At 56.6% G+C, this 23,067-nt stretch carries 21 protein-coding genes and 1 tRNA gene; 9 read left to right on the top strand and 13 right to left on the bottom strand.

The genetic code is table 11. From position 1 onward, the window contains the following. Nucleotides 1-62: 62 nt before the first annotated feature. From iadA to GY169_RS21495, 3 genes are read right to left on the bottom strand one after another with little or no spacing between them, the layout of a single operon-like run. Complete coding sequence (gene iadA / locus GY169_RS21505) at nt 63-1,226, bottom strand: beta-aspartyl-peptidase (protein WP_167577075.1); 1,164 nt, start codon at nt 1,224-1,226, stop codon at nt 63-65. Nucleotides 1,227-1,235: 9 nt separating this feature from the next. Beyond that, complete coding sequence (locus tag GY169_RS21500; protein ID WP_163447346.1) at nt 1,236-1,697, bottom strand: YjiG family protein; 462 nt, start codon at nt 1,695-1,697, stop codon at nt 1,236-1,238. Continuing rightward, nucleotides 1,678-2,355 carry a nucleoside recognition domain-containing protein gene (locus GY169_RS21495; RefSeq protein ID WP_167577074.1) on the bottom strand — a complete coding sequence of 226 codons (678 nt, stop codon included), beginning with the start codon at nt 2,353-2,355 and terminating at the stop codon, nt 1,678-1,680. Before GY169_RS21495 ends, GY169_RS21500 begins: the two co-directional genes overlap by 20 nt. A gap of 243 nt (nt 2,356-2,598) precedes the next feature. On the opposite strand from GY169_RS21495, the gene GY169_RS21490 reads away from it, so the two are divergent. After that, nucleotides 2,599-2,952, top strand: coding sequence for a DUF4156 domain-containing protein (locus tag GY169_RS21490; protein ID WP_163447348.1), 354 nt, complete (start codon nt 2,599-2,601; stop codon nt 2,950-2,952). Nucleotides 2,953-3,002: 50 nt separating this feature from the next. On the opposite strand, the gene epmB is transcribed toward GY169_RS21490, so the two are convergent. Then, nucleotides 3,003-4,031, bottom strand: a complete 1,029-nt coding sequence (epmB, locus tag GY169_RS21485) for an EF-P beta-lysylation protein EpmB (protein ID WP_167577073.1) — start codon at nt 4,029-4,031, stop codon at nt 3,003-3,005. A 40-nt stretch (nt 4,032-4,071) separates the two neighbouring features. Between epmB and efp the strand changes: the two genes are divergently transcribed. The 3 genes from efp to sugE all read left to right on the top strand — a co-directional run bounded on the left by efp (nt 4,072) and on the right by sugE (nt 5,411). Further along, the gene (gene efp, locus GY169_RS21480; protein WP_163447350.1) at nt 4,072-4,638 is read left to right on the top strand and encodes an elongation factor P; all 567 of its coding nucleotides are present in this window, start codon (nt 4,072-4,074) and stop codon (nt 4,636-4,638) included. Nucleotides 4,639-4,807: 169 nt separating this feature from the next. After that, nucleotides 4,808-4,954, top strand: a complete 147-nt coding sequence (gene ecnB, locus GY169_RS21475) for a lipoprotein toxin entericidin B (protein ID WP_035894229.1) — start codon at nt 4,808-4,810, stop codon at nt 4,952-4,954. A 139-nt stretch (nt 4,955-5,093) separates the two neighbouring features. Further along, nucleotides 5,094-5,411: a quaternary ammonium compound efflux SMR transporter SugE gene (gene sugE, locus GY169_RS21470; protein ID WP_167577072.1), complete on the top strand. Its 318-nt coding sequence runs from the start codon at nt 5,094-5,096 to the stop codon at nt 5,409-5,411. A 107-nt stretch (nt 5,412-5,518) separates the two neighbouring features. Here the strand turns inward: sugE and frdD are convergent, their stop codons facing one another. Genes frdD through frdA form a run of 4 tightly spaced genes read right to left on the bottom strand, consistent with a single transcriptional unit; the run spans nt 5,519 to nt 8,809 of the window. Continuing rightward, nucleotides 5,519-5,875, bottom strand: coding sequence for a fumarate reductase subunit FrdD (frdD, locus tag GY169_RS21465; RefSeq protein WP_064546815.1), 357 nt, complete (start codon nt 5,873-5,875; stop codon nt 5,519-5,521). A gap of 10 nt (nt 5,876-5,885) precedes the next feature. Beyond that, complete coding sequence (gene frdC / locus GY169_RS21460; RefSeq protein ID WP_064546818.1) at nt 5,886-6,281, bottom strand: fumarate reductase subunit FrdC; 396 nt, start codon at nt 6,279-6,281, stop codon at nt 5,886-5,888. 10 nt (nt 6,282-6,291) lie between these two features. Next, on the bottom strand, nt 6,292-7,026 hold the full coding sequence (locus tag GY169_RS21455; protein WP_167577071.1) for a succinate dehydrogenase/fumarate reductase iron-sulfur subunit: 735 nt from the start codon (nt 7,024-7,026) through the stop codon (nt 6,292-6,294). Beyond that, nucleotides 7,019-8,809: a fumarate reductase (quinol) flavoprotein subunit gene (frdA, locus tag GY169_RS21450; RefSeq protein ID WP_163447353.1), complete on the bottom strand. Its 1,791-nt coding sequence runs from the start codon at nt 8,807-8,809 to the stop codon at nt 7,019-7,021. The genes GY169_RS21455 and frdA overlap by 8 nt, the downstream gene beginning before the upstream one ends. Nucleotides 8,810-9,120: 311 nt before the next feature. On the opposite strand from frdA, the gene epmA reads away from it, so the two are divergent. Together epmA and yjeM are read left to right on the top strand one after the other, a co-directional pair. Beyond that, on the top strand, nt 9,121-10,098 hold the full coding sequence (epmA, locus tag GY169_RS21445; RefSeq protein ID WP_065356629.1) for an elongation factor P--(R)-beta-lysine ligase: 978 nt from the start codon (nt 9,121-9,123) through the stop codon (nt 10,096-10,098). Nucleotides 10,099-10,323: 225 nt separating this feature from the next. Beyond that, nucleotides 10,324-11,826: a glutamate/gamma-aminobutyrate family transporter YjeM gene (gene yjeM, locus GY169_RS21440; protein ID WP_167577070.1), complete on the top strand. Its 1,503-nt coding sequence runs from the start codon at nt 10,324-10,326 to the stop codon at nt 11,824-11,826. 76 nt (nt 11,827-11,902) lie between these two features. On the opposite strand, the gene GY169_RS21435 is transcribed toward yjeM, so the two are convergent. Together GY169_RS21435 and GY169_RS21430 are read right to left on the bottom strand one after the other, a co-directional pair. Further along, a complete protein-coding gene (locus tag GY169_RS21435) occupies nt 11,903-13,996 on the bottom strand; it encodes a glycoside hydrolase family 36 protein (RefSeq protein WP_167577069.1) in 2,094 nt (697 codons plus the stop codon). 21 nt (nt 13,997-14,017) lie between these two features. Then, nucleotides 14,018-15,256 carry an oligosaccharide MFS transporter gene (locus tag GY169_RS21430; protein WP_167577068.1) on the bottom strand — a complete coding sequence of 413 codons (1,239 nt, stop codon included), beginning with the start codon at nt 15,254-15,256 and terminating at the stop codon, nt 14,018-14,020. Nucleotides 15,257-15,504: 248 nt separating this feature from the next. Between GY169_RS21430 and GY169_RS21425 the strand changes: the two genes are divergently transcribed. After that, nucleotides 15,505-16,503 (top strand): LacI family DNA-binding transcriptional regulator, encoded by a 999-nt coding sequence (locus GY169_RS21425; protein WP_167577067.1) that lies wholly within the window; start codon nt 15,505-15,507, stop codon nt 16,501-16,503. Nucleotides 16,504-16,610: 107 nt separating this feature from the next. On the opposite strand, the gene mscM is transcribed toward GY169_RS21425, so the two are convergent. The 3 genes from mscM to rsgA all read right to left on the bottom strand — a co-directional run bounded on the left by mscM (nt 16,611) and on the right by rsgA (nt 22,092). After that, a complete protein-coding gene (mscM, locus tag GY169_RS21420) occupies nt 16,611-19,934 on the bottom strand; it encodes a miniconductance mechanosensitive channel MscM (protein ID WP_167577066.1) in 3,324 nt (1,107 codons plus the stop codon). A gap of 20 nt (nt 19,935-19,954) precedes the next feature. Next, complete coding sequence (gene asd / locus GY169_RS21415; RefSeq protein ID WP_167577065.1) at nt 19,955-20,917, bottom strand: archaetidylserine decarboxylase; 963 nt, start codon at nt 20,915-20,917, stop codon at nt 19,955-19,957. A gap of 119 nt (nt 20,918-21,036) precedes the next feature. After that, on the bottom strand, nt 21,037-22,092 hold the full coding sequence (rsgA, locus tag GY169_RS21410) for a small ribosomal subunit biogenesis GTPase RsgA (RefSeq protein WP_191091013.1): 1,056 nt from the start codon (nt 22,090-22,092) through the stop codon (nt 21,037-21,039). 107 nt (nt 22,093-22,199) lie between these two features. On the opposite strand from rsgA, the gene orn reads away from it, so the two are divergent. Together orn and GY169_RS21400 are read left to right on the top strand one after the other, a co-directional pair. After that, entirely contained in the window at nt 22,200-22,745 is a 546-nt protein-coding gene (gene orn / locus GY169_RS21405; RefSeq protein ID WP_163447361.1) for an oligoribonuclease, read from the top strand. A 180-nt stretch (nt 22,746-22,925) separates the two neighbouring features. Next, nucleotides 22,926-23,001, top strand: a tRNA-Gly gene (locus tag GY169_RS21400). The last annotated feature ends 66 nt before the right edge of the window (nt 23,002-23,067 follow it).

Raw genomic sequence — 23,067 nt, 5'->3', positions numbered from 1 at the left:
AACCGCTTTAGCGACAAGAAACCCGAGCAGTGATGCTCGGGTTTTTTTATCTCTCGGTTTTGTTACTCAAAGGTGCCTTTCACACAGGCGTGACCGTCTCGGACCATCTGGCGGCCCCTGGCCCATACTTCCCGAATCCGTAAATCTGCTTCCAACACCAGAAAATCCGCGTCACAAGCGGGTATAAGCCGGCCTTTATGCGTCAGTCCGAGAAACTCCGCGACGTTGCGGGTCAGCGGCAGCAGCGCCTCTTCCAGCGGCAGATGATGCTGCTGAACCAGCTGTTGCAGCGTCTCCAGCAGCGACTCGAACCCGGCGACGCCAAAGCCGATCAGGTTGCCGTGGCGGTCAAATTCTGGCTGACTGCCGTTGCCGTCGGAGCTTAACGTTAGCCGTGCGAGCGGGACCTGCGCTTCACGGGCCATCACGATGGCGCTTGCCGGATCAATAGGCTCGTTGATGCTGGTGGTAATATCAATATAGCCGCCTTCGCTGGCATAACGTAGCGCCGCCTGGAACAACGCCTGTGCGCGATTGACGTGGGTAGGCAGTAGTTTGGTGATCGGTACGTCGGCTGTGCGCAATATTTCATATAGTGGTTCCAGCAGGCGGGGGCTATTGCCGAGGTGGAACACGGAGATGCCTGCTTTCGCCCCAAGCAGCCCGCCTACGCGAGACTGTGCTGCCATATTGGCAAGCTGATGGGTATCGGGCGCTGAGGAACGGTGATCGGAGATGGCGCATTTCACGCCGATGATTTTATCAATCAGCGCGACGTCTTTTTGCACGCTATCGGTAATGGTTGGCGAAGGCAATCCGTAAGCGCCGGTGAGCATCCAGGCGCTGATTCCTTCGAACTCCAGGGCGCGTGTTTTTGCCAGCAATGACTCCGGATGACGTGTTGTTCCATCGGTGCCGAGCAGGCCAACGACGGCGGTGACTCCCGCCTCAACCAGTTTTGACAACCTGACCTCCGGCGTCCGGGTGTGTGGGCCCGCTTCTCCGCCGCCGCCAATCAGATGGACGTGCTGATCGATAAATCCTGGGCAGACGATAGCCCCGTTGAGATCGCTGACCGGGCATGCTTCGGGGACGCTTTCGCTGTTTGCGTTGGTGATGGCGACAATTTTTCCCCCAGCGACCAGCAGATCGCAGATACCCCGATCGTCAGGGTCATAGAGATGCGCATTGCGAAATAAGCGGGGTTCCAGTAATGAAAAGTTCATGGTTTTCCCTTAGAAAAGAAGCTGCATCACCCACATAGAGAGCAGGGCGTTGATGACGCAGATGGCAATAATATGCGGATAGTATTTAGGGTTAACGCCGGCGGTGCCAAGACAGCGGCCAGTATTTTGCACCGGGTTGCCCATCAGGTAGATGGCGGGCAGCAGGACGGTAGCATCGTGACCACTGAGCGTACCGGCCGCCACCAGGCTGGCGCAGACGCCTACGCCGCCGCCCATACTCATTACCGACGCCAGTAGAACGGTCGCTGCTTCGCCGGGAAGCCCCCACAGCGCCATAATCGGCTCACACACTTTGCCGACAATATCCAGTAACCCGGTGACCTTCAGCGCCTGAATAATGACAAACGCCATCACGACGTTGGGTAGCAGGCTGGTGGTGGCGATGGTAAAACCGCGGCGGGCACCGTCGATAAACATATCCATCACATTCTTACGCGGCTGGGCGATCATTTTTATCCTCCTGGTTATGACGGTTTTCCATTTGCGCGATCCACAGACGTAAGAAATTAGCGCCGATGAACTTAAACACCAGAATCACGGCTAGCGGTGTGATGACAGGAACGGTCACCACCGTAAACAGGGCGGCGCCGGAGGAGAAATAGTTAGTGATGATGGCGCTACCGCTGGTCTGGAAAGTGGCGAAAATCGCCCGCTCCCGATCGCTGATGGCCCCTTCATCGGTGAGCTCTTTGGTCATGCCCGCCGCGGCGTCGGTATTTTGCAGGTTGGCGATCAGTGCCAACGAGCAAATGCCCGGAATACCTAATAGCGGTCGCAGTATCGGCGTCATTAGCTGCTGCGCGGCGCGCAGCCCGCCAAGCCCTTCGGTTACCGCGATGATGCCAAGCGATAAAATCACCGAGGGCGCCAGCTCCAGCACGAATAAAAAGCCATCTTTGGCTCCAGTGCCGCCGATGCCGCGGAACGACAGCGCGTTTTGCCCTTCGGCGTTAACCTGGCCAAAACTGCCGTTCAGTACGGTAAAATCAAACACCCGCCACCACTCTGTGCTTTTGGCGAAAAAACCGGAGAAGAAAATAATGGTCAGAAAAAAAGCCAGATAACCCACCCATGTGACGTTCCTCTCTCCTGAGGATGTTTTACTCATATCGTCTCCTTTTTGATTGTGCTGTGTAGCGAACAAAAGTTGTACGCCAGCAACACTAAAGACGATTGAGTGTGAAAAGACGATATCCCGGGGAGTAATATCAGAATTTGTTTAGGGGGATGAGGCGAATGATGTGCAATATCGGTAGCAGAAATGCGCGGGGGTTTTTCTTTTGGTCATCTTTTTAGTATAAGGTTTACACACGGACGACATGCGTCCAGCTCATTGATTGTGGGGAATAACATGCAGGTAAAATTTTTAGCAGGGATTGTCGGCGCGGCATTGCTGTTAGCGGGCTGTAGCTCTACCACCGAGCTGACCTCAGCCGGCCAGAGCGTGCGCTTTGTCGAAGATAAGCCGGGGGCAGAATGCCAGCTGCTGGGTACTGCTAACGGCGCGCAGAGCAACTGGCTTTCCGGCCAGCAGGGCGCAGAAGGCGGTTCAATGCGCGGGGCGGCAAACGCGCTGCGCAACCATGCGGCCGAAATGGGCGGCAACGTGATTTACGGTGTCAGCAGCCCGACGCAAGGCATGCTCTCCAGCTTTGTTCCTACCGACAGCGAAATGAACGGCCAGGTTTATAAGTGCCCGAACTGATGCGCTGTACACCCTCTCTTAGTCATTAAGAGAGGGTTGGCTCTATCCTCTTACCGCTGGCGCAGCTGCAAATCCAGCGGCGTTTTGCTTGGCTCACCGCCAATTTCACGTGCCAGCTTCGGCACCATATAGCCGGAGACCAGCGTTAACAGCTCCCGCATAATCTCTCGTGCTTCGTCATCGCTGACGAGGAAATGCGCCGCGCCCTGCACTTTATCCAACACGTGCAGGTAATAGGGCATCACGCCGGCGTCAAACAGCGCGTTACTGAGATTTGCCAGCGTTTGAGCGTTATCGTTCACGCCACGCAGCAGTACGCTCTGGTTAAGCAGCGTGACGCCGATACGGCGCAGGCGCGACATGGCGGCGCGGAACTCAGCGTCGATTTCATTGGCGTGATTGATATGATTCACCAGCAAGATCTGCAATGACGAGCGTGCAAAACGTTCGACCAGCGCGTCGGTAATACGCGCCGGGATGACGATTGGCAGCCGGCTGTGAATGCGCAGACGCTTAATATGCGGGATCGCCTCTAAGTGAGTGAGCAGCCAGTCCAGCTCGTGGTCCTTCGCCATCAGCGGGTCGCCGCCGGAGAAGATGATTTCGTCGAGCTCAGGATGCGCGCTCACGTAGTCCAGCGCCGCCTGCCAGTTACGCTTATTGCCCTGGTTTTCGGCATACGGGAAGTGGCGACGGAAACAATAGCGACAATTTACCGCACAGCCGCCTTTCACCAGCAGCAGGGCGCGGTTGTGGTACTTGTGCAGCAAACCGGGTACCACGCTGTGCTGTTCTTCCAGCGGATCGGTGGAGAATCCCGGCGCGGTAACAAACTCTTCTTGTGCAGTAAGTACCTGACGTAAAAGAGGATCGTTCGGGTTGCCTTTCTCCATGCGTGCGACGAACGCACGCGGGACGCGCAGGGCGAAAAGACGCTTAGCCTCACGGCCAGCAAGCAAATTTTCATCGGCGTCTATATTCAAAAGACGGAATAGTTCATCCGGATCGGTGAGAACATCGGCAAGTTGCATCAACCAATCTTCTCTGGATGGGGTATTTAGGGTTACAATATGCGCCATTTTGTGGCTTAGCTACCATTTAACAATTTCAGAGGGCCTTATGGCGACTTACTATAGCAACGATTTCCGTGCTGGTCTTAAAATCATGATGGACGGCGAACCGTACGCGGTTGAAGCCAGCGAATTCGTTAAACCAGGTAAAGGTCAGGCGTTCGCGCGCGTTAAGCTGCGTCGTCTGCTGACCGGCACCCGCGTAGAGAAAACCTTCAAATCTACCGATTCCGCTGAAGGCGCAGACGTTATCGATATGAACCTGACTTACCTGTACAACGACGGTGAGTTCTGGCACTTCATGAACAACGAAACCTTCGAACAGCTGTCCGCTGACGCGAAAGCGATCGGTGACAACGCGAAGTGGCTGCTGGACCAGGCTGAGTGCATCGTGACCCTGTGGAACGGCCAGCCGATCGCAGTGACCCCGCCGAACTTCGTAGAACTGGAAATCGTTGAAACCGATCCAGGTCTGAAAGGCGACACCGCAGGTACTGGCGGCAAGCCGGCTACCCTGTCTACTGGCGCAGTGGTTAAAGTTCCGCTGTTCGTCCAGATTGGCGAAGTGATCAAAGTGGATACCCGCTCCGGCGAATACGTATCCCGCGTGAAGTAATTCATGCTTTGATCCGTTCGGCGCAGCAGCCCTGCTGCGCCAGCCATTCCCCTTATCGTTTTGCCGCTTCGTCTTAGTCTGAAAAAAATCGCTCAAATCCAACATGCTGGGCGAAGTTGTCTATGCTTATGAAGCAAGATAACGAAAACTGGCTATTAAGGATGACATTATGGTGAAAAAAGCGATTGCAGCATTTTTTACGGTTCTGGTTCTTTCCTCTGCCCTGACCGCCTGTAATACGACACGAGGCATTGGTGAAGATATTTCAGACGGTGGTAGCGCGATTTCTGGGGCAGCAACCAAGGCGCAGCAATAAATCCATAGTGACGGTACAACACGCTGTTGTACCGTCGTTTTTCGTGTCCTATACTGCCCGTGTTTTTTCTAACACCTTGCGGGACGACCTGTAAGCGTATCTCTCATCCGGGGACGGCCCCATCGTTATGGAGCCAAACATGTCCTGGTTAATTCTCTTTATTGCCGGCCTTCTTGAAGTGGTCTGGGCCGTTGGCCTGAAATACACTCACGGTTTTAGCCGTCTGGTGCCGAGCGTTATTACCATCGTGGCGATGGTCGTTAGTATGGCGCTGCTGTCGTGGGCGATGAAAAGCCTGCCAGTGGGCACGGCCTATGCGGTGTGGACGGGGATTGGCGCAGTAGGCGCAGCGATTACCGGTATTCTGCTGCTGGGCGAGTCCGCCAGCCCGATGCGTATCGCCAGCCTGGCGCTGATTGTCGTGGGGATTATTGGCTTAAAGATAAGCGCACATTAAGGTTTTGGCGGCCATTGTAGGCCGGATAAGGCGTAGCCGCCATCCGGCAATTCGCCTGATGGCGCTGCGCTTATCAGGCCTACAGGCCTTGCACAGCGCCAATTAGGTTAAATAAACAGCACGCCGACCAGCGTCACCACCGTCAGAATGGCTGCCAGACCGTAGAACACCCATTTGCCGTTAGGCACGTGGATTTTCAGGTCGTGCATCGCGTGGTGAATACGGTGTAAACCGCACCACAGCGGCAGGACGATCATCAGGAAGATAAACGCGCGGCCAATCAGGCTCTGAGCGAAGCCCAGTACGCGTTCGTAGCTGAACGCGTCGCCGGAGGCCATCAGCGGCAACAGGATGCCGACTAACAGCACCATCACCGGCGCGATGATTGCGCTCCACATGCCGCCCGCGCCGAACAGGCCCCAGAATACCGGCTCATCGGAACGTTTTGGATTAGGGTTAATCATGCCAGTCTCCTTACCAGAACAGGGCGATAAACAGAATCACCACGCTGACCACCGCGGTCACCACCCAAAGCCCTTTGATGATTGGCTCCGGCCCCATTTTTTCGCTTTTCACGATGATATTGGCGGCTTTCGGCGCCAGTTCGAACCAGGTTTTGGTGTGCAGTAGCGCGGCGGCCAGGGTGATCAGGTTCAACACCACGACGATCGGGTTTTGCAGAAAACCGACGTAACCTGCCCAGCTTTCCGCGCCGTGCTTCAGTGCAAACAGGCCGTAGATCAGCACGATGCTGAACCACACCGTTGGCACCGCCGTGCCTTCACGCAGCATATAGAAGCGATAAAACGGCAGCTTTTTCCACCAGGTGGACGGCATTGGCCGTACATAGGGTTTGCGTTTAGTCGTCATCATGCACTCCTTAGCGTGGTTTCAGGGTAGCGATAAGAAAGTCTTTCGAGCTTTCCACTTTTCCCTGCTGAATAGCGGCGGCCGGGTCGACGTGTTTCGGGCACACTTCGGAGCAGTAGCCGACAAAGGTACAAGTCCACACGCCATTCTGGCTGTTCAACTGTGCCATACGCTCCTTCTTGCCGTGGTCGCGACTGTCTTCGTTGTAGCGATGCGCCAGGGTAATCGCCGCCGGGCCGATGAACTCAGGGTTCAGGCCAAACTGCGGGCAGGCGGCGTAACACAGACCGCAGTTGATGCAGCCGGAGAACTGATGGTATTTCGCCATCTGCGCCGGGGTTTGCTTATTGGGACCCTGCTCCGGCGTGCGTGGGTTGCCGATAATATACGGCTTGATGGCCTCCAGGCTCTCGATAAAGTGGGTCATATCGACCACCAGATCGCGCTCAATCGGGAAGTTGGCCAGCGCTTCTACCTTCATGCCTTTCGGGTATTCGCGCAGGAACGTCTTACAGGCGAGTTTCGGCACCTTGTTGACCATCATGCCGCAGGAGCCGCAGATTGCCATGCGGCAGGACCAGCGATAGCTCAGGTCAGGCGCGAGGTTATCTTTGATGTAGCCCAGCGCGTCAAGCAGTGAGGTTTGCTCATCGTAAGGCACTTCATAGAAGGCGCTGTGCGGCGCGCTGTCCACTTCCGGGTTGTAGCGCACGATTTCAATTTTTAAATTCTGCATCTCAGCCATTCGCCGTCTCCTTCTTCTCGGCCGCTTCAGCTTCCGCGCCGTACACGCGTTTTGCCGGTGGCAGGGTCGTTATCTTCACATCGCTGTAGTCGAGGCGGGTGGTGCCATCGGCGTCGCGGAAGGCGAGGGTATGCTTGAGGAAATTGACGTCATCACGTTCGGTGCAGCCTTCATCCAGACGCTGGTGCGCGCCGCGCGACTCTTTACGCGCCATGGCCGAGTGCGCCATACATTCTGCGACGTTCAGACCGTGGCCCAGCTCAATGGTGTAGAGCAGGTCGGTGTTGAAGACGCTGGAGGTGTCGGTAATGCGTACGCGTTTGAAGCGCTCCTGCAGTTCAGCCAGTTTATCGATGGTTTTCTGCATCAGCTCTGGCGTACGATAGATACCGCAGCCTTCTTCCATCGACAGGCCCATTTCATCGCGGATTTTCGACCAGTTTTCGTTGCCTTCCTGGTTCACCAGCGCTTTCAGACGGTTTTCGATGTCGCTGACCTGCGCGTCCAGCGCGCTGCCGTTGGCTTCACCGGCTGTGGCCGCGCGGGCCATCGCCTGTTCGCCGGCCATGCGGCCAAAGACCACCAGTTCCGCCAGCGAGTTGGAACCGAGGCGGTTAGCGCCGTGCAGGCCCACGGAGGAACATTCGCCGACGGCAAACAGCCCTTTAATGCGGGTTTCGCACTGCTGGTCGGTTTCGATGCCGCCCATAGTGTAGTGCGCGGTCGGGCGCACCGGAATCGGCTCTTTCACCGGATCGACGCCCACGTAGGCTTTCGCCAGCTCGCAGATAAACGGCAGACGCTCCAAAAGCTTTTTCTCGCCGAGGTGGCGCAGGTCGAGGTAGACCACGTCGCCGCGCGGCGTCGGAATGGTGTTGCCTTTGCGCCATTCGTGCCAGAAGGCCTGGGAGACTTTGTCGCGCGGGCCCAGCTCCATATATTTGTTCTTCGGCTCGCCGAGCGGGGTTTCCGGGCCCATGCCGTAGTCCTGCAGATAGCGGTAGCCGTTTTTGTTGACCAGAATACCGCCTTCACCGCGGCAGCCTTCAGTCATCAGAATGCCGGAACCCGGCAGACCCGTCGGGTGATACTGAACGAATTCCATGTCGCGCAGCGGGACGCCGTGGCTTAACGCCATACCCATGCCGTCGCCGGTAACGATGCCGCCGTTGGTGTTATAGCGATACACGCGGCCCGCGCCGCCGGTCGCCATGACCACCGCGTTGGCGCGAATCTGCACCAGCGTGCCTTCCATCATGTTCATCGCCACCAGGCCACGGGCCTGACCGTCGTCGACCAGAATGTCGAGGACGAAGTGTTCATCAAAACGCTGGATTTGCGGGAACTGTAAGGAGGTCTGGAACAGGGTGTGCAGCATGTGGAAGCCGGTTTTATCGGCGGCGAACCAGGTGCGTTCAATCTTCATTCCGCCGAAGCGACGGACGTTAACGCTGCCATCAGGACGGCGGCTCCACGGGCAACCCCACTGTTCTAGCTGGGTCATTTCGGTTGGGCAGTGATGGACGAAGTAATCGACAACGTCCTGTTCGCAAAGCCAGTCGCCGCCGGCGACGGTGTCGTGAAAATGGTACTCGAAGCTATCATGGTCCTGTGCGACGGCGGCGGAACCGCCTTCTGCGGCCACGGTGTGGCTGCGCATAGGATAAACTTTTGAGATCAAAGCAATTTTGGCTTGCGGGTTGGCCTGAGCGGCTGCGATGGCAGCACGTAGTCCCGCTCCGCCTGCGCCTATAATGGCAAGATCGGCTTGAAAGGTTTGCACGACATTCCTCCAGATTATTGTTATTTCACAACACGCTACGTGGGGGGATATCACGTGGCCTGCGCAAAAACGTTTCCACTGCTCCTTTATGGGTAAAGCAGTATACCCGCCGGGTTGATGGGGAAATTTGATGTGTTCGATTTTTTTGTCGTTATGTGCGCTTTATTTATCACTGTAGCTGATGAATTACGTTCTGGAATTACCTAAGGAAATCTTCTGTTCTGCCCTGCGAGAAATTACTGAGCAATATTTGTGTCATGTGCCGCTTGCGGGTAGACTTCGTGCCCTTGTCTGAAATCGGAGAAAAAACCATGAGCGAGACGGCAACCTGGCAGCCGAGCGCATCCATCCCTAACCTGTTAAAACGCGCGGCGTTGATGGCGGAAATCCGTCGCTTCTTTGCTGACCGCGGCGTACTGGAGGTGGAGACGCCATGCATGAGCCAGGCGACGGTGACTGACGTACATCTGGTCCCGTTTGAGACGCGTTTCGTCGGTCCGGGTCATTCTCAGGGGATGAACCTTTATCTGATGACCAGCCCGGAGTACCACATGAAGCGCCTGTTGGCAGCGGGATGTGGCCCGGTATTTCAGCTGTGCAGAAGTTTTCGTAACGAAGAGATGGGCCGTCACCATAACCCGGAATTCACCATGCTGGAGTGGTATCGCCCGCACTTCGATATGTATCGCCTGATCAACGAAGTGGACGATCTGCTGCAGCAGGTGCTGGAGTGTCAACCGGCGGAAAGTCTTTCTTATCAGCAGGCGTTCCAGCGCCATCTGGAAATTGACCCGCTGTCGGCTGATAAAACCTTGCTGCGCGAAGTGGCGGCGAAGCTCGACCTCAGCAACGTCGCAGATAACGAAGAAGATCGCGATACGTTACTGCAACTGCTGTTTGCCTTCGGCGTTGAACCGCACATTGGTAAAGATCGTCCGACGTTCGTTTATCACTTCCCGGCAAGCCAGGCATCGCTGGCGCAGATTAGCGCTGAAGATCACCGCGTCGCTGAGCGCTTCGAGGTGTACTTTAAAGGGATGGAGCTGGCGAATGGTTTCCATGAGCTGACCGACGCGCGCGAACAGCAGCAGCGTTTCGAGCAGGATAACCGCAAACGCGCCGCGCGTGGTCTGCCGCAGCAGCCGATCGATCAAAATCTGCTGGACGCGCTGGCAGCCGGTCTGCCGGACTGCTCTGGCGTGGCGTTGGGCGTCGATCGCCTGATTATGCTGGCGCTAGGTGTCGAGACCTTGTCTGAGGTGCTGGCGTTTAGCGTGGATCGGGCATAAGTTCGATAACGTTCTCTTTCACAAAATAAAATGGCGCTTTATGCGCCATTTTCTAGTCATATCATCCCTAAATCCCTTTTATGGTCACAAGAAAGTTCTGGTTATTTGCTATCATCCGGCCAGCACATTCTCGCGTCGATTCCCCACTGCCTTGTTTCTGACAAGTTTGCAGCGCGTAGCCCTGTCGACGTGTAAAAAAACGATCCAGAGTTAAGGGAGGGTCAAATGACCCCATCAATAAAAAAGATGAGCCTGATCGGTCTCATCCTAATGATATTTACGTCTGTTTTTGGTTTTGCCAATAGTCCATCCGCGTTTTACCTGATGGGGTATAGCGCCATCACCTGGTATATATTTTCAGCATTATTATTTTTTATTCCATTTGCCTTAATGATGGCTGAGATGGGATCGGCCTACCGCAAAGAAGAGGGCGGGATCTATTCCTGGATGAATAACAGCGTAGGCCCACGCTATGCGTTTATTGGCACCTTTATGTGGTTCTCGTCTTACGTTATCTGGATGGTCAGCACTTCCGCGAAAGTGTGGGTGCCGTTTTCAACGTTCCTGTTTGGTTCGGATATGACCCAGCACTGGGGCGTTGCGGGGCTGCAATCGACCCAGGTCGTGGGCCTGCTGGCCGTCATCTGGATGGTACTGGTCACCACCGTGGCGGCGAAAGGGATTAATAAAATCGCCCGTATTACCGCCGTCGGCGGTATCGCCGTGATGTGTCTTAATTTAGTTTTATTGTTAGTCAGTATTGCGATTTTGTTATTAAACGGCGGTCACTTTGCCCAGCCGATTAATTTCACCGCTTCACCAAACCCAGGTTATCAATCTGGCCTGGCGGTATTATCGTTTGTGGTCTTCGCCATCTTTGCCTACGGCGGTATTGAAGCGGTGGGCGGTCTGGTGGATAAAACCGATAAGCCGGAAAAGAACTTCGCCAAAGGGATTGTATTCGCTGCAATTGTTATTTCTATCGGTTATTCACTGGCGATTTTCCTGTGGGGCGTGAGCACTAACTGGCAGCAAATTCTCAGCGACCGTTCGGTTAACCTTGGCAATATTACCTACGTGCTGATGACCAGCCTCGGTTCCACATTGGGCAACGCGCTGCACCTGTCGCCGGAAGCGGCGGCAAGTGTCGGTGTGTGGTTTGCGCGTATTACCGGGTTGTCGATGTTCCTCGCCTATACTGGCGCATTCTTTACCCTCAGCTATTCGCCGCTGAAGGCGATTATTCAGGGCACGCCGAAGGCGCTGTGGCCCGCTTCCATGACGCGGCTGAATGAAAACGGCATGCCGTCGACGGCAATGTGGATGCAGTGCGTGCTGGTGAGTCTGTTTATCCTGCTGGTGTCGTTTGGCGGCGATACCGCATCGGCGTTCTACAACAAACTGACGCTGATGGCGAACGTGTCGATGACTTTGCCGTACCTGTTCCTCGCGCTGGCCTTCCCGTTCTTTAAAGCGCAAGCAGGCCTTGAACGCCCATTCGTGATTTTCAAAACCAAAATATCGACCGTGCTGGCGACGAGTGTGGTGGTGCTGGTGGTGACGTTTGCCAACATCTTTACCGTTATTCAGCCGGTGATTGAGGCGGGAGACTGGAGCAGCGCGCTGTGGATGATCGGCGGGCCAATCTTCTTCTCGCTGCTGGCGATGGCGATTTATGAAAACTATCATCGCCGCGTCAACGTTCAGCCGAGTCTGGCGACGGAATAGTGCCCGATGGCGCTACGCTTATCGGGCCTACGATGCAATGGTAGGCCGGGTAAGCGCAGCGCCACCCGGCAGTTTGTTAACGCCTAATCTCAAAAATCGCTGCCGAGCGTGGCGGCATCGTGACCGTTAATACGTCATTGTCCCAGGCCGTTGCGTGTTGCACGGTGGATGGATATCCCTGAACTATCTTACCTTTCAGCCCGGTCAGTGAGAGTTCACAGCTCGCCTGATCGCCTTCGCGTCGCCACACCGCCAGCCACACTTTTCCATCCTCGGCCTGCATCCCCAGCGCTACCCACTCGTCGGTGAAGCTCGATAGCCCCAGCGGCCAGAACGGCAGCGCCGTTTTTAGCTGCTGGCGTAGGGTCTTGTAGTAGCGAATCGCATCCTGTACCTGACGGAATCCTTGCCCGGACAGCTCCGCCAGATGGCCGCTCTGGTGTATGCGCAGCAGCATCGCCGACACCTGGTTAAAGATCACCGCCTGCTCATCATCGTCGCGTAGCGGATAGGACCAGATGGCGGCCTGTTCAGGTGTCACCGCCGTTGGCGCGTTGGCGGCAATGGTGGCGTACTTGAGATAATCTTCCTGATCGCTGGTGGACTGAATCGAGCAGCGGCTCAGCATCGCGTAGTCCATGCGCAGACCGCCGCTGCCACAGTTTTCAATAATCAGCTGCGGATAGCGGGCGAAGACCGCATCGAGCCACGCCAGATACGCGCGGTTGTGTTTAAGCAGGCCGTCACCGGCGCTGTCGGCGTGTTGCTCGGTACCGATCCCCGGTTCGATGTTGTAATCCATTTTGATGTAGCCCACGCCGTATTCGGTGACCAGACGGTCAATAACCTCGTCGGCGTGGCGCAGTACCGCCGGACTGGTGAAGTCCAGCTGGTAGCGGCTGCGGTCAAACACTCTCTTACCGTGGCGCATAAAGAACCAGCTGTCGTCGGTTTCCGCCAGCTTCGGCGACTTCACACCCATCACCTCCAGCTCCAGCCACAGGCCGGGAATCAATCCCTTCTCACGGATGTAGCCAATCACGTACTGAATGCCTTCCGGGAAACGCTCGGCGCTCGGTTGCCACTGACCCACGCCGTTCCACCATTCGCCTTTGTCATACCAGCCGCAGTCGATGCAGAAGTATTCCGCGCCCGCCTCGGCGGCGGCATCGATAAGCGGCAGCAATTTCGCGGTGGTGGGGTCGCCGAACAGGCAGTTCATATAGTCGTTAAAGATGACGCCCAGCCGTTGGTTATCGTCGTTAACGCGACGGGTGCGGCGGCGGTACTGCGTGAGAGTCGCGATGGCGTCGGTAAAGCCCGATTTTGTCACGCCAACCGCCACCGGCACCGAGCTGAACTCATCGCCCGGCTGTAGGTGTTTAAACCAGTGATGGTAAAACTCGTTCGGTCCGCCGATTTGCAGGTACAGATGGTTGGCCTGATCGCCAATCTCCCAGTGCCAGGAGCCGTTGTGCTCAATCTGCCAGAACAGGCCTGCGCCAGTGTGTTTATCTTCCAGATAGCCCATCGGCAGGTACTCTTTGCTCGACCACGCTCCGGTGTTGGTGTAGTGCAACGGTTTGGATGAGCGCTGCAGTCCCTTCTGGATGCATGGCATAAAGCCCAGTTCGTCGAAGGTATATTGCCGCCACTGTAGCTCGCGGGTCCAGCTGTTGTGGGGAATGTGCAGGCTAAAATTGTCGCCCCAGTTTTTGGCGCTCTCTTTCTCGATGCCGTTAATCACAAAGCTGGAGAGGTACTCAACGGTAAACGGCGCATTCCCCTGGTTGCGGATGACGCTCCAGCTTCGCAGCAGTGAGAGCCGGGTATAAAACTGATAGTGTACTTCTACCTCGGCGGCGGTATTCCTATCGAACAGCGTAAATACCAGCTTGCGGCCATCGGCGTTGCGGGTATCTTGATGCTGGCGATAGCGAAGCGTATAGCCAGGCGCGGTGGCGGTGAAGCCCGCGCCGTGGCGCTCCAGCGGCTTATCAAGGCCGGAGATGTTTACCTCCACCAGGTTAAAACGCGACAGTTCATCGGCGTTGTGTCCGAGGGTTTCAGCATCGAACGGTAGGGCGGAAAAGTGCAGCAGGCGCGCCCGATCTTGTAAATCAAAGACCATGGTGATGCCGTTTTCAATCACGGTAAATAAGGCTGACATAGCGACTCCTGAATGACAGAGTTAAGCCGCAGGCGCGGGTTGCAGCACCCGGTTGCCTGAAAGCGTAAAGACGGAAATAACGGTGAAGCACAGGGCGATGGCGCCAAGGATGGTGTAGGACTCTTTAAAACCCATCACGTCGTACATGTTGCCGATGGCAGTGCTCATAAAAATCTGGCTGAACTGTTTGGCGAACTGGAAGCCAATCAGGTAGACGGTGGCGGAGAGCCGCCAGTCGAAGTTGGCTGAGATGTATTTCAGCGTGGCGATAATCAGAATTGAGCTTTCAAAGCCGTGCAGCAGCTTCATGGTGGATATCAGGATCGGGCCAGTGGCCATCGCGCTGCCGATGATGCGGAACGCCATGATAAAGCCGCAGTAGAGCAGGGCGTTCTTCGGCCCGATGCGGTTGACGATCGCCGGGGCGAAGAACATGGTTAACGCGTCGAGGAAGATTTGCACCGTGTAGAGGTAGCCAAACACTTCGGCGCCGCGTTCACGGGTTTCGAAGAAGCTGCTGTAGTAAACGGCAAACTGCTGGTCGTAGGTTTCATACACCGCGCCGACGCCCACCATGTAGAGCACCAGGAACCAGAAGCGGCGGGTTTTCAGCAGGGCGAACACGTCGCCGCGATCGATCTTCAGACGCTGTGGATTCAGCGCGTCCATGCCGCCCTGCTGGCCAGGACGGAAGAAGCACAGTAGTACCGCCAGCACCAGCCCCGCGCAGCTGGCCATGATAAAGATATAATCGGGATTGATGGCATACAGCTTGCCGGAGATAAACGTTCCGACCGCCGCGCCGATGCCGCCCCACATTCTGGCGCGGCCAAATTCGAAGCCTTCGAGGCGCGAGACTTTATCGATCCACGCTTCGCAAATCCCGCAGCCGCAACCAAACGCCAGGCCGATAAACGCGCCGCCCGCCAGGGCCCCGGCGATGATGTTGATTTTCAGCAGCGGCGCGAAAACGAAGATCCACCACGGAGCGAAGGCGATCATCAGACCGGCCAGCATCCACATCAGATGCTTACGGAAATTGAGCTTGTCGGCCAGTATGCCGAAAACCGGCTGGAAGACCACGGCCACGATGGCGATGCAGGTATACACCATGCCGACTTCCGTGGAATCGATGCCGATTTTTTCCGTGAGCCACAGCGACAGCCAGGGGAAGCAGGCCCCCCAGCAGATGAAGAAAAAGAGAAACCAGATGCTGGAGAGCAGGTAGTTCTCTTGCTTAACACCCTTTGCCAGTAACATATAAAACCTCATTTTTAGTAAACAAGATGCTGTTACTTTAAAAATTAACCCGTGCTCAGGGAAAGAAAGCCGTTGGCGAAGCGTGAATACGATCATGTTTAGCCGCGATCTGAGCAATATTTTTCATGCAGATAGCGGCATTATCCATACATGGCAGCGCGTTGCCGTGGGGGGCTGGAAATTGGTCGTTGCGGTGAAAAGCGCATAAAACTATAGTGAACAAAAATTTGTTTCTTTTTGGGAGTATCATGACGAAGCCGGTCAGGATCAGAAGTATTGCCGAGGCGTGCGGGCTTTCCGTTGCTGCAGTGTCCCGGGCGCTAAAAGGGCAGCCGGGGCTTAAAGAGGAGACCCGCCAGCGGGTGATGGCGGTGGCGCAGGAGATGGGGTATGACTTTTCTCGTCTGCGCGGCGATAAGGTAAAACGCGTGCTGTTTTTGCTCCATCGTCAGCATGATATCGCCCGCGCGCTGCCGTTTTACTCGCTGCTGCTGCTGGGCGTGGAAGATCACTGCCGCGAAAAAGGGATCGCGATGAGCTTTCTGTCGATCGGCCCCGGCGATAACGTTGAGGAGCAGATCGCGCTACATCATCCCGACGCGCTGATCTGCGCAGGTTACTTTGAAAGCACGCTGATTATGGCCGTACAGAAAACCCAACTGCCGATGGTGCTGGTTGATCTGTGGGCGCCGGGCTTGCCGTGCGTTAACGTCGATAATCAGCGTGGTGGTTATCTGGCGACGCGTCACCTGATAGACACGGGCCGCAGGAGGATTGCTTTCCTCGCCAGCACGGCCACGCACTACAGTATTCGCCAGCGTGAGAAGGGTTACCGTCAGGCGCTGTACGAGTCGCAAATGATAATGCCGCCGGAGTATGAAGTGATCGCCTCGCCGCTGGTGGATACCAGCCAGTCGCTGATCGCGGCGATGAATGAGCTACTGTCGCTGACGGAGCCGCCGGACGCCATTTTTGCCTACAACGACGTGACAGCGATTGCCGCGATGAATATCTGCGAACAGCGCGGGTTCCGTGTACCGCAGGATATTGCGATTGTCGGCTTTGACGATATTGAGCCCGCCGCCTGGAGCCGTCCGGCGCTAACTACCATCGCGGTAGATAAACATCAGTTGGGCTACCGGGCGGTAGGGCTGCTGTTGGAAGAGGCCACGGCGGCGGATGAGATGCTACCGGTGACGCTGGTGGTGAGAGGCAGCACAGGAAAAGTCAGAAAGAGCACTCAATAAACAATCAGCATCTAACGGTGCTGGGGAGAGGCATTCCGGCACAGAGCTAAACCCTCACCCCAGCCCTCTCCCTTTGCAAGGGAGAGGGTGCGCACCGAGCCCCTTTGTTACAGGCTGCCTGGCGTGCGGCTGGCGCGGCCCGTTGAGGTCAGCGTAGTGGCGGATTTCTTACCGTTCAAACTTTCCAGACGCATCTGGAACGGTGGGAACGGCATATCAATACCGTGCTCGCGAAAGCCCGCCAGAATCAGCTGGTGCAGCTCGTGGCGCAGCGGCATACGGTGGCCCATCTCGGCGGCGTAGATACGCAGCTCGAAAATCTGAATCCCCTGCTGTAAATCCACAAGGAATGCTTCCGGCGCAGGTGTGTCAATCACCAGCGAGCAGCGGTGCGCGGCGGTTAACAGGATTTGCGCCACCTCTTCGCTGTTGGCATCCGACGGGGCCGGAATACTCAGCACCACGCGGGTCACCGAATCCGACAGCGACCAGTTGATGAACTGCTCGGTGATAAAGGCCTTGTTCGGCACGATAATCTCTTTGCGGTCCCAGTCGCTGATGGTGGTGGCGCGGGTGTTGATTTTGGTCACGCTGCCGGTCAGGTCGCGAATGGTGACCGTATCGCCAATACGAATCGGCTTCTCAAACAGGATGATCAGGCCGGAGATAAAGTTGGCGAAAATCTCCTGTAAGCCAAAGCCGAGACCGACACCGAGCGCGGCGACCAGCCACTGCAGCTTCGACCACTCAATGCCAATCATCGAGAACCCAACCAGCCCGCCTATCAGCAGCAGCAGATATTTGGTGATGGTGGTAATGGCATAGCCAGTGCCCGGTGTCAGCGACAGGTGCTGCAGAATCGCCAGCTCCAGCAGCGCGGGGAGGTTACGCACCAGTTGGGTGGTGATAATCAGCACCAGAATGGCGATGAGCACGGCGCCGAGGGTAATCGGTTCAATGCTCTCCACGCCCTGCACCGTTGAGGTCACGTCCCACAGGGAGATGTTTTCGAGGAAGCCAAACGCCGAGTGGATTTCCGACCACAGGATGATCACCGACACCAGCGCGATCAGCATCAGAATGGAGCGTACCAGACGCAGCGACTGCTCGCTGATGGTATCGAGGTTCACTTCGCTCACCTCCTGCTCGGCAGACCCTTCCAGGCTGGTGGCATGCGTTTCTTCCTCGCCGCGGGCGCGGTGCGCCAGCATTTCGGCACGCTTGTGTTTCGCGCGGTCAAAGGCCAGACGGCGGCGTTGGATCAGCATCCAGCGGCGGATGACGTGGTAAATCACCAGCAGCAGGAACCAGATGGCTACCGAGGTCTCCAGGCGCGCCAGCAGAGCCTGCGCGGTGGCGAGGTAGCCCACGGCGGCGGCGAAAATGGCGATCAGCGGCGCGCCGGTCATCAGGTTCCACAGCAGCAGGTTGATGCGGTTTTCACCGTTGCCTTCTTTGTCGAGATAGAGCGGAATTCCGGCGCGCTTCAGGCTGAGCGTGACCACCGCTAGCGCGCCGCAGATCAGGATAAAGCACAGTCTACCGAGCGATGCGGAGAACTCACGGTCGTTGAGATTATCGAACATGATCAGCGCCATAATCAGCGGCACGATAAGCCCGATGCTCATCAGGTAATAGCGCATGGCGCGCGCCACGCGGAGCTGCGGCCAGCCAAAGTGAACAATAAACAGGCCGTTGGTACGGGCGAAGGCGGCGCAAATCATCACCACCCACAGGAGCGGCACGGTGGCGGTGACGCCGTCGCCTATCGCCACGGCAAGCGGGTAGGGCCACGCCTCCTGCAGACCATAGCCCAGCGTTGCCCACAGCACCGGCAACGGAGACGCCACCAGAATTGACCAGAACACCGTGCGCATGGTCAGCCAGAAGTGATCCTGGGTGACTTTACCGACGCGGGCGCTGGAACGCTCCAGGAAGCGCGTGAAGTGTTTACGGGAGCTGATGCTGAAGCCCACCAACAGCAGCGCTCCGAAGAGCGGGAACAGCGTCTGACGGCTGGTGAGCATCATCATGGTGGCCTTGCCGAGCTGGCTGAAGGTGTCGAGCGAAATCAGCCGGCGCAGGTCCTGCACAATTTCAATCGGCCAGCTGAAGTCGATAGGCCGCACGTCGGAGGTCCAGAACAGATAGCGGTGAGTGGCTTCGTTCACCTCTTTGAGCGCGTCTTCCAGCTGGCTGTTGGAGACTTTCAGTTTCGTCAGCTCGAGGATCAGCGTGTCACCGCCCTGCAGCAGCGAGTTCAGCAACTCGCGTTGGGTGCGCAGTTGGGCTTCCAGAATGCGGTTTTCTTCACTGGTCAGCGGCTGGCCGTCGGCCTGGCGAATTTGTCGCAGCTGCGGCTGCTTATTGAGCAGATCTTCATAACGTAAACGATGAACGCGCAGCTGCGCCATTTCGGTATCGAGCTGCTGCGGCTTCGGCATCTCCGGCAGACGTGCAACCTGCGCGCGCAGGGCTTCGCCCAGCAGATTGGAGGAACCGAGCCACTGCGACTGTTCGCGCAGGGTGTTCAGCGCCTGGCGTACCTGCAACGTCTGGTTTGCCGCCTGCCGCTGCTGGGAAGCGACCAGATCCATGCGCTGCGCCTGCTGGTTTAACGCCTGGGAAAGCTCACGGTTGATTCTGAACTGTTCCACGATACTGGCCGGCAGGTTTTCGCTGTTTTCCGCCAGCAATTCGGTGCTTTCCAGTGCGCGTTCCGCTTCGCGCTGGCGCTGACTGTTAAGCTGATTGCGTAAAGCTTGCAGGTAGGCGTCGAGCTGTTCGCCCTGCTTTTGCGCCAGCTCTGAGCGCATGCGCGCCAGCTCCTGGCGATTGTTGGCGGAAAGCTGCGCCAGCTCCAGCTCATCAACCAGCGCCTTCAGCTTGCTGGCGTCGGCCTGCAGGCTCAGATTTTGCGCCTGCGCCAGCGGCGTATTGCCGGTCTGGGTGCCGATACGGCGTTCAACGTCGTTGAGCTGGCGGCGGGCGTCGGTCTGCTGCTGCGGAAGCTGGTTGAGGGAGTCGGCAATATCGCGGGCGCGTTCCTGCTCCTGCTGAGCCTGGCGACTTTTTTCCAGTAGCTGGCTGCTGACCTGCAAAATCTCCTGGTTCAGCGCGTCGGTGGTCATGCCGTCCGGCACCTGACGTGGTTCATCACGCAGATTGTTGAGCTGATTGCGCAGCGTCTGGGAAAGTTTGGGGAAGTTGTCGATAACCTGCTGGTACTGCGCGGCACGTTCGAGCGAGCCTTTCTGCTCCTCCAGCGCGGTGAGGGCGCTTTGCAGCGCCTCGACGGTATCAGGCTGAGCGGGCTTCGCCGCTTTCGCCTGTTCTAATTCCTGGGCAATTTGCCGGGCGTTGGGGACGGTCGCTGCGAACGCCCCCTGGCTGAGGCACCAGGCCATCAGTAAAGTGATAATCAGGCGCACGTCAGACCCTTATTTGGTTATTAGCTTTTTTCTTGCGTGTCGTCAGCCTGTGGGGCGACGTCCTGCTCTACCACGGTTTCTGCAACAGCTTCAACAACCGCTTCCGGTTCGGCTACCGCTTCGGTAGAGACGGCCAGCGGCTCGCCCAAACGGGTGACGGAGAGGTTTTGCAGATGCTCAACCAGCGTCACTTTGCCCGGCGCAAACAGGTTGATGACCGTTGAGCCCAGCTTAAAGCGGCCCATTTCCTGACCCTTCAGCAGCGCAACGGAGCCTTCCTGATCGCCCGCCGGGTAGGTCCAGCGTTTGATGATGCCTTCGCGCGGCGGGGTGACGGTGCCGGCCCACACGGTTTCGATGCTGCCAACGATGGTCGCACCCACCAGAATCTGGGCCATCGGGCCGAATTCGGTGTCGAACAGGCAGATAACGCGTTCGTTACGGGCAAACAGGTTCGGCACGTTCTGCGCGGTCAGGTGGTTGACGGAGAACAGATCGCCCGGCACGTAGATCATTTCGCGCAGGATACCGTTGCACGGCATGTGGACGCGGTGATAGTCGCGCGGCGACAGATAGGTGGTGGCGAAGGTGCCGTTGCGGAACAGGTCGGCCATGATGTAGTTGCCGGCCAGCAGCGCTTCCAGCGAATAGTTGTGGCCCTTCGCCTGCAAAATTTTGTCGTCTTCAATGGCGCCAAGCTGGCTGATCGCGCCGTCGGCGGGCATCACCAGTACGCTTGGGTCGGTGTTGACCGTGCGGACGTCTTCACGCAGCGGACGAACGAAGAAATCGTTAAAGGTGCGGTAGCTGGCGGTATCCGGCTTCTGCGCCTCTTTCATATCGACCTTGTAGAACTTCACGAACAGATCGATAACCAGTTTGGTCAGCCATCCCGCTCGTTTGCTCGCACCCCAGCCTGCGAGACGCGTAAGCCACAGTTTAGGCAGAATGTATTGCAGTGAAAGTTTAAACGAGTTTAACAAGGTAGCCTCCAGGCCATTATGTGTCGATCCTGATCCAACGCCAGGCGTTGGATCTTTAAAGAAAAGCGGCCGATTCTAGCGAGAGTTGACGCAAATGTCAGTCGGCAAAATCATAGTTCTCAATTATCGATGTCTGAAAAGTTTTTACGCGTTTTTACCTGCGCCATGGTTTCCAGAATGCGGTGATAATTTTCAAAACGGGTCTCGGCGATCTTCCCTTCCTCTACGGCTTCGCGGATGGCGCAGCCTGGGTCGGTGTCGTGTTTACAGTCGCGGTATTTACAGTGGCCGAGATAGTCATGGAATTCGACAAACCCGTTGGTGATTTGTTCCGGATCGAGGTGCCATAGGCCAAATTCACGTACGCCGGGGGAGTCAATCACGTCGCCGCCGTGCGGGAAGTGATACAGGCGCGCCGCGGTGGTGGTGTGCTGGCCCAGACCTGAGACGTCGGATACGTCATTGGTCAGAATGCGGTCGTCGTTCAGTCCCAGCAGAGCGTTCAGCAGGCTCGATTTTCCGACGCCAGACTGCCCGGCAAAAATACTGATGCGGTTAGTCAGCGCTTCTTCCAACGGTTTCAGGCCATCCTGAGTATGGCTGGACGCCATCAGAACGGTATAGCCAATCTTGCGGTAGATATCCATCTGCTCGTTGACGAACGCCATGCCTTCATCGTCCAGTAGATCGATTTTATTCAGCACCAGCAGCGGCTCGACGTTGAGCGTTTCGCAGGCCACCAGATAACGGTCGATAATATTCAGCGACAGCTCCGGCAAAATGGCGGAGACGATGACGATCTGATTGATATTGGCGGCGATCGGCTTCACGCCGTCGTAAAAGTCCGGGCGGGTGAGTACCGAAGTACGCTCGTGAACCGCTTCGACGATCCCTTTTACGTTGACGCCTTCAGCAGCGGCTTTCCCCGGACGCCAGACGACGCGGTCACCGGTGACCAGCGAACGGATAGTGCGGCGGATGTTGCAGCGGTGGGTTTCGCCATCGGCGGACTCCACGTCGGCGTGCATCCCAAAGCGGCTGATGACGATGCCTTCGGCGGCTTCGCCAAACAGATTATCGTCGTAATCGGGCTTCTCCGCGGCTGTTGTCAGGCGGCGCTGGTGGTTAGCCTTAACGCGGCGCTGCTGACCTTTGGAGAGTTTATTTTTACTCAATCGTGCTGACTCCTGGTCGCCCATATCGGGCAAAACCTCTATGATACACGCTAATTAATACTAGTTAACCTACCGCGGCAGGTATGACAAGAAGGGTGGAAAATAGCATGAGTGCAGATGAAAACAACCTGATTTGGATCGATCTGGAGATGACTGGCCTGGATCCCGAGCGCGATCGCATTATTGAAATCGCTACGCTGGTGACCGACGCGCAGCTCAATATCCTGGCGGAAGGGCCAACCATCGCTGTCCATCAGTCTGATGCTCAACTGGCGCTGATGGATGACTGGAACGTGCGTACCCATACCGGCAGCGGCCTGGTGGATCGCGTGAAGGCGAGCACTATGGGCGACCGTGAAGCCGAACTGGCGACGCTGGAGTTCCTGAAGCAGTGGGTGCCGGAAGGTAAATCGCCCATCTGCGGCAACAGCATCGGGCAGGACCGTCGCTTCCTGTTTAAATACATGCCGGAGCTGGAGGCCTACTTCCACTACCGCTATCTGGACGTGAGCACGCTCAAAGAGCTGGCGCGTCGCTGGAAGCCAGAAATTCTGCCGGGCTTTAAAAAGCAGGGCACTCACCAGGCGATGGATGATATTCGCGAGTCGGTGGCGGAGCTGGCCTACTATCGTGAGCATTTTATTCAACTTTAAGGTGAAAACGGGGTGAATCGGCGTTAAAGTAATCAACCTGCCGATTTATCCAGCAGTTGAACGAATTTTTTAAAAAATCGCTTCAGGGGGGGTTGCAGGGGGAAAGAATTCTCGTATAATGCGCCTCCCGTAACGAAGCAGAAATGCGAATTACGACAGCAACAAAAATTGCCAGATTTTGCGGGAATAGCTCAGTTGGTAGAGCACGACCTTGCCAAGGTCGGGGTCGCGAGTTCGAGTCTCGTTTCCCGCTCCAAATTTTCTTCCAGAATAAAATCACTTCCACAACGCAATCAGCCGTTGAGGTTGTTTTTTTCATTTC

This window comes from Kluyvera genomosp. 3 (assembly GCF_011765685.1).
Classification (GTDB): Bacteria; Pseudomonadota; Gammaproteobacteria; order Enterobacterales; family Enterobacteriaceae; genus Kluyvera; species Kluyvera georgiana_A.
The sequence above is the reverse complement of the archived record's forward strand: the minus strand, read 5'-3'. Positions and strand labels throughout refer to the sequence as shown.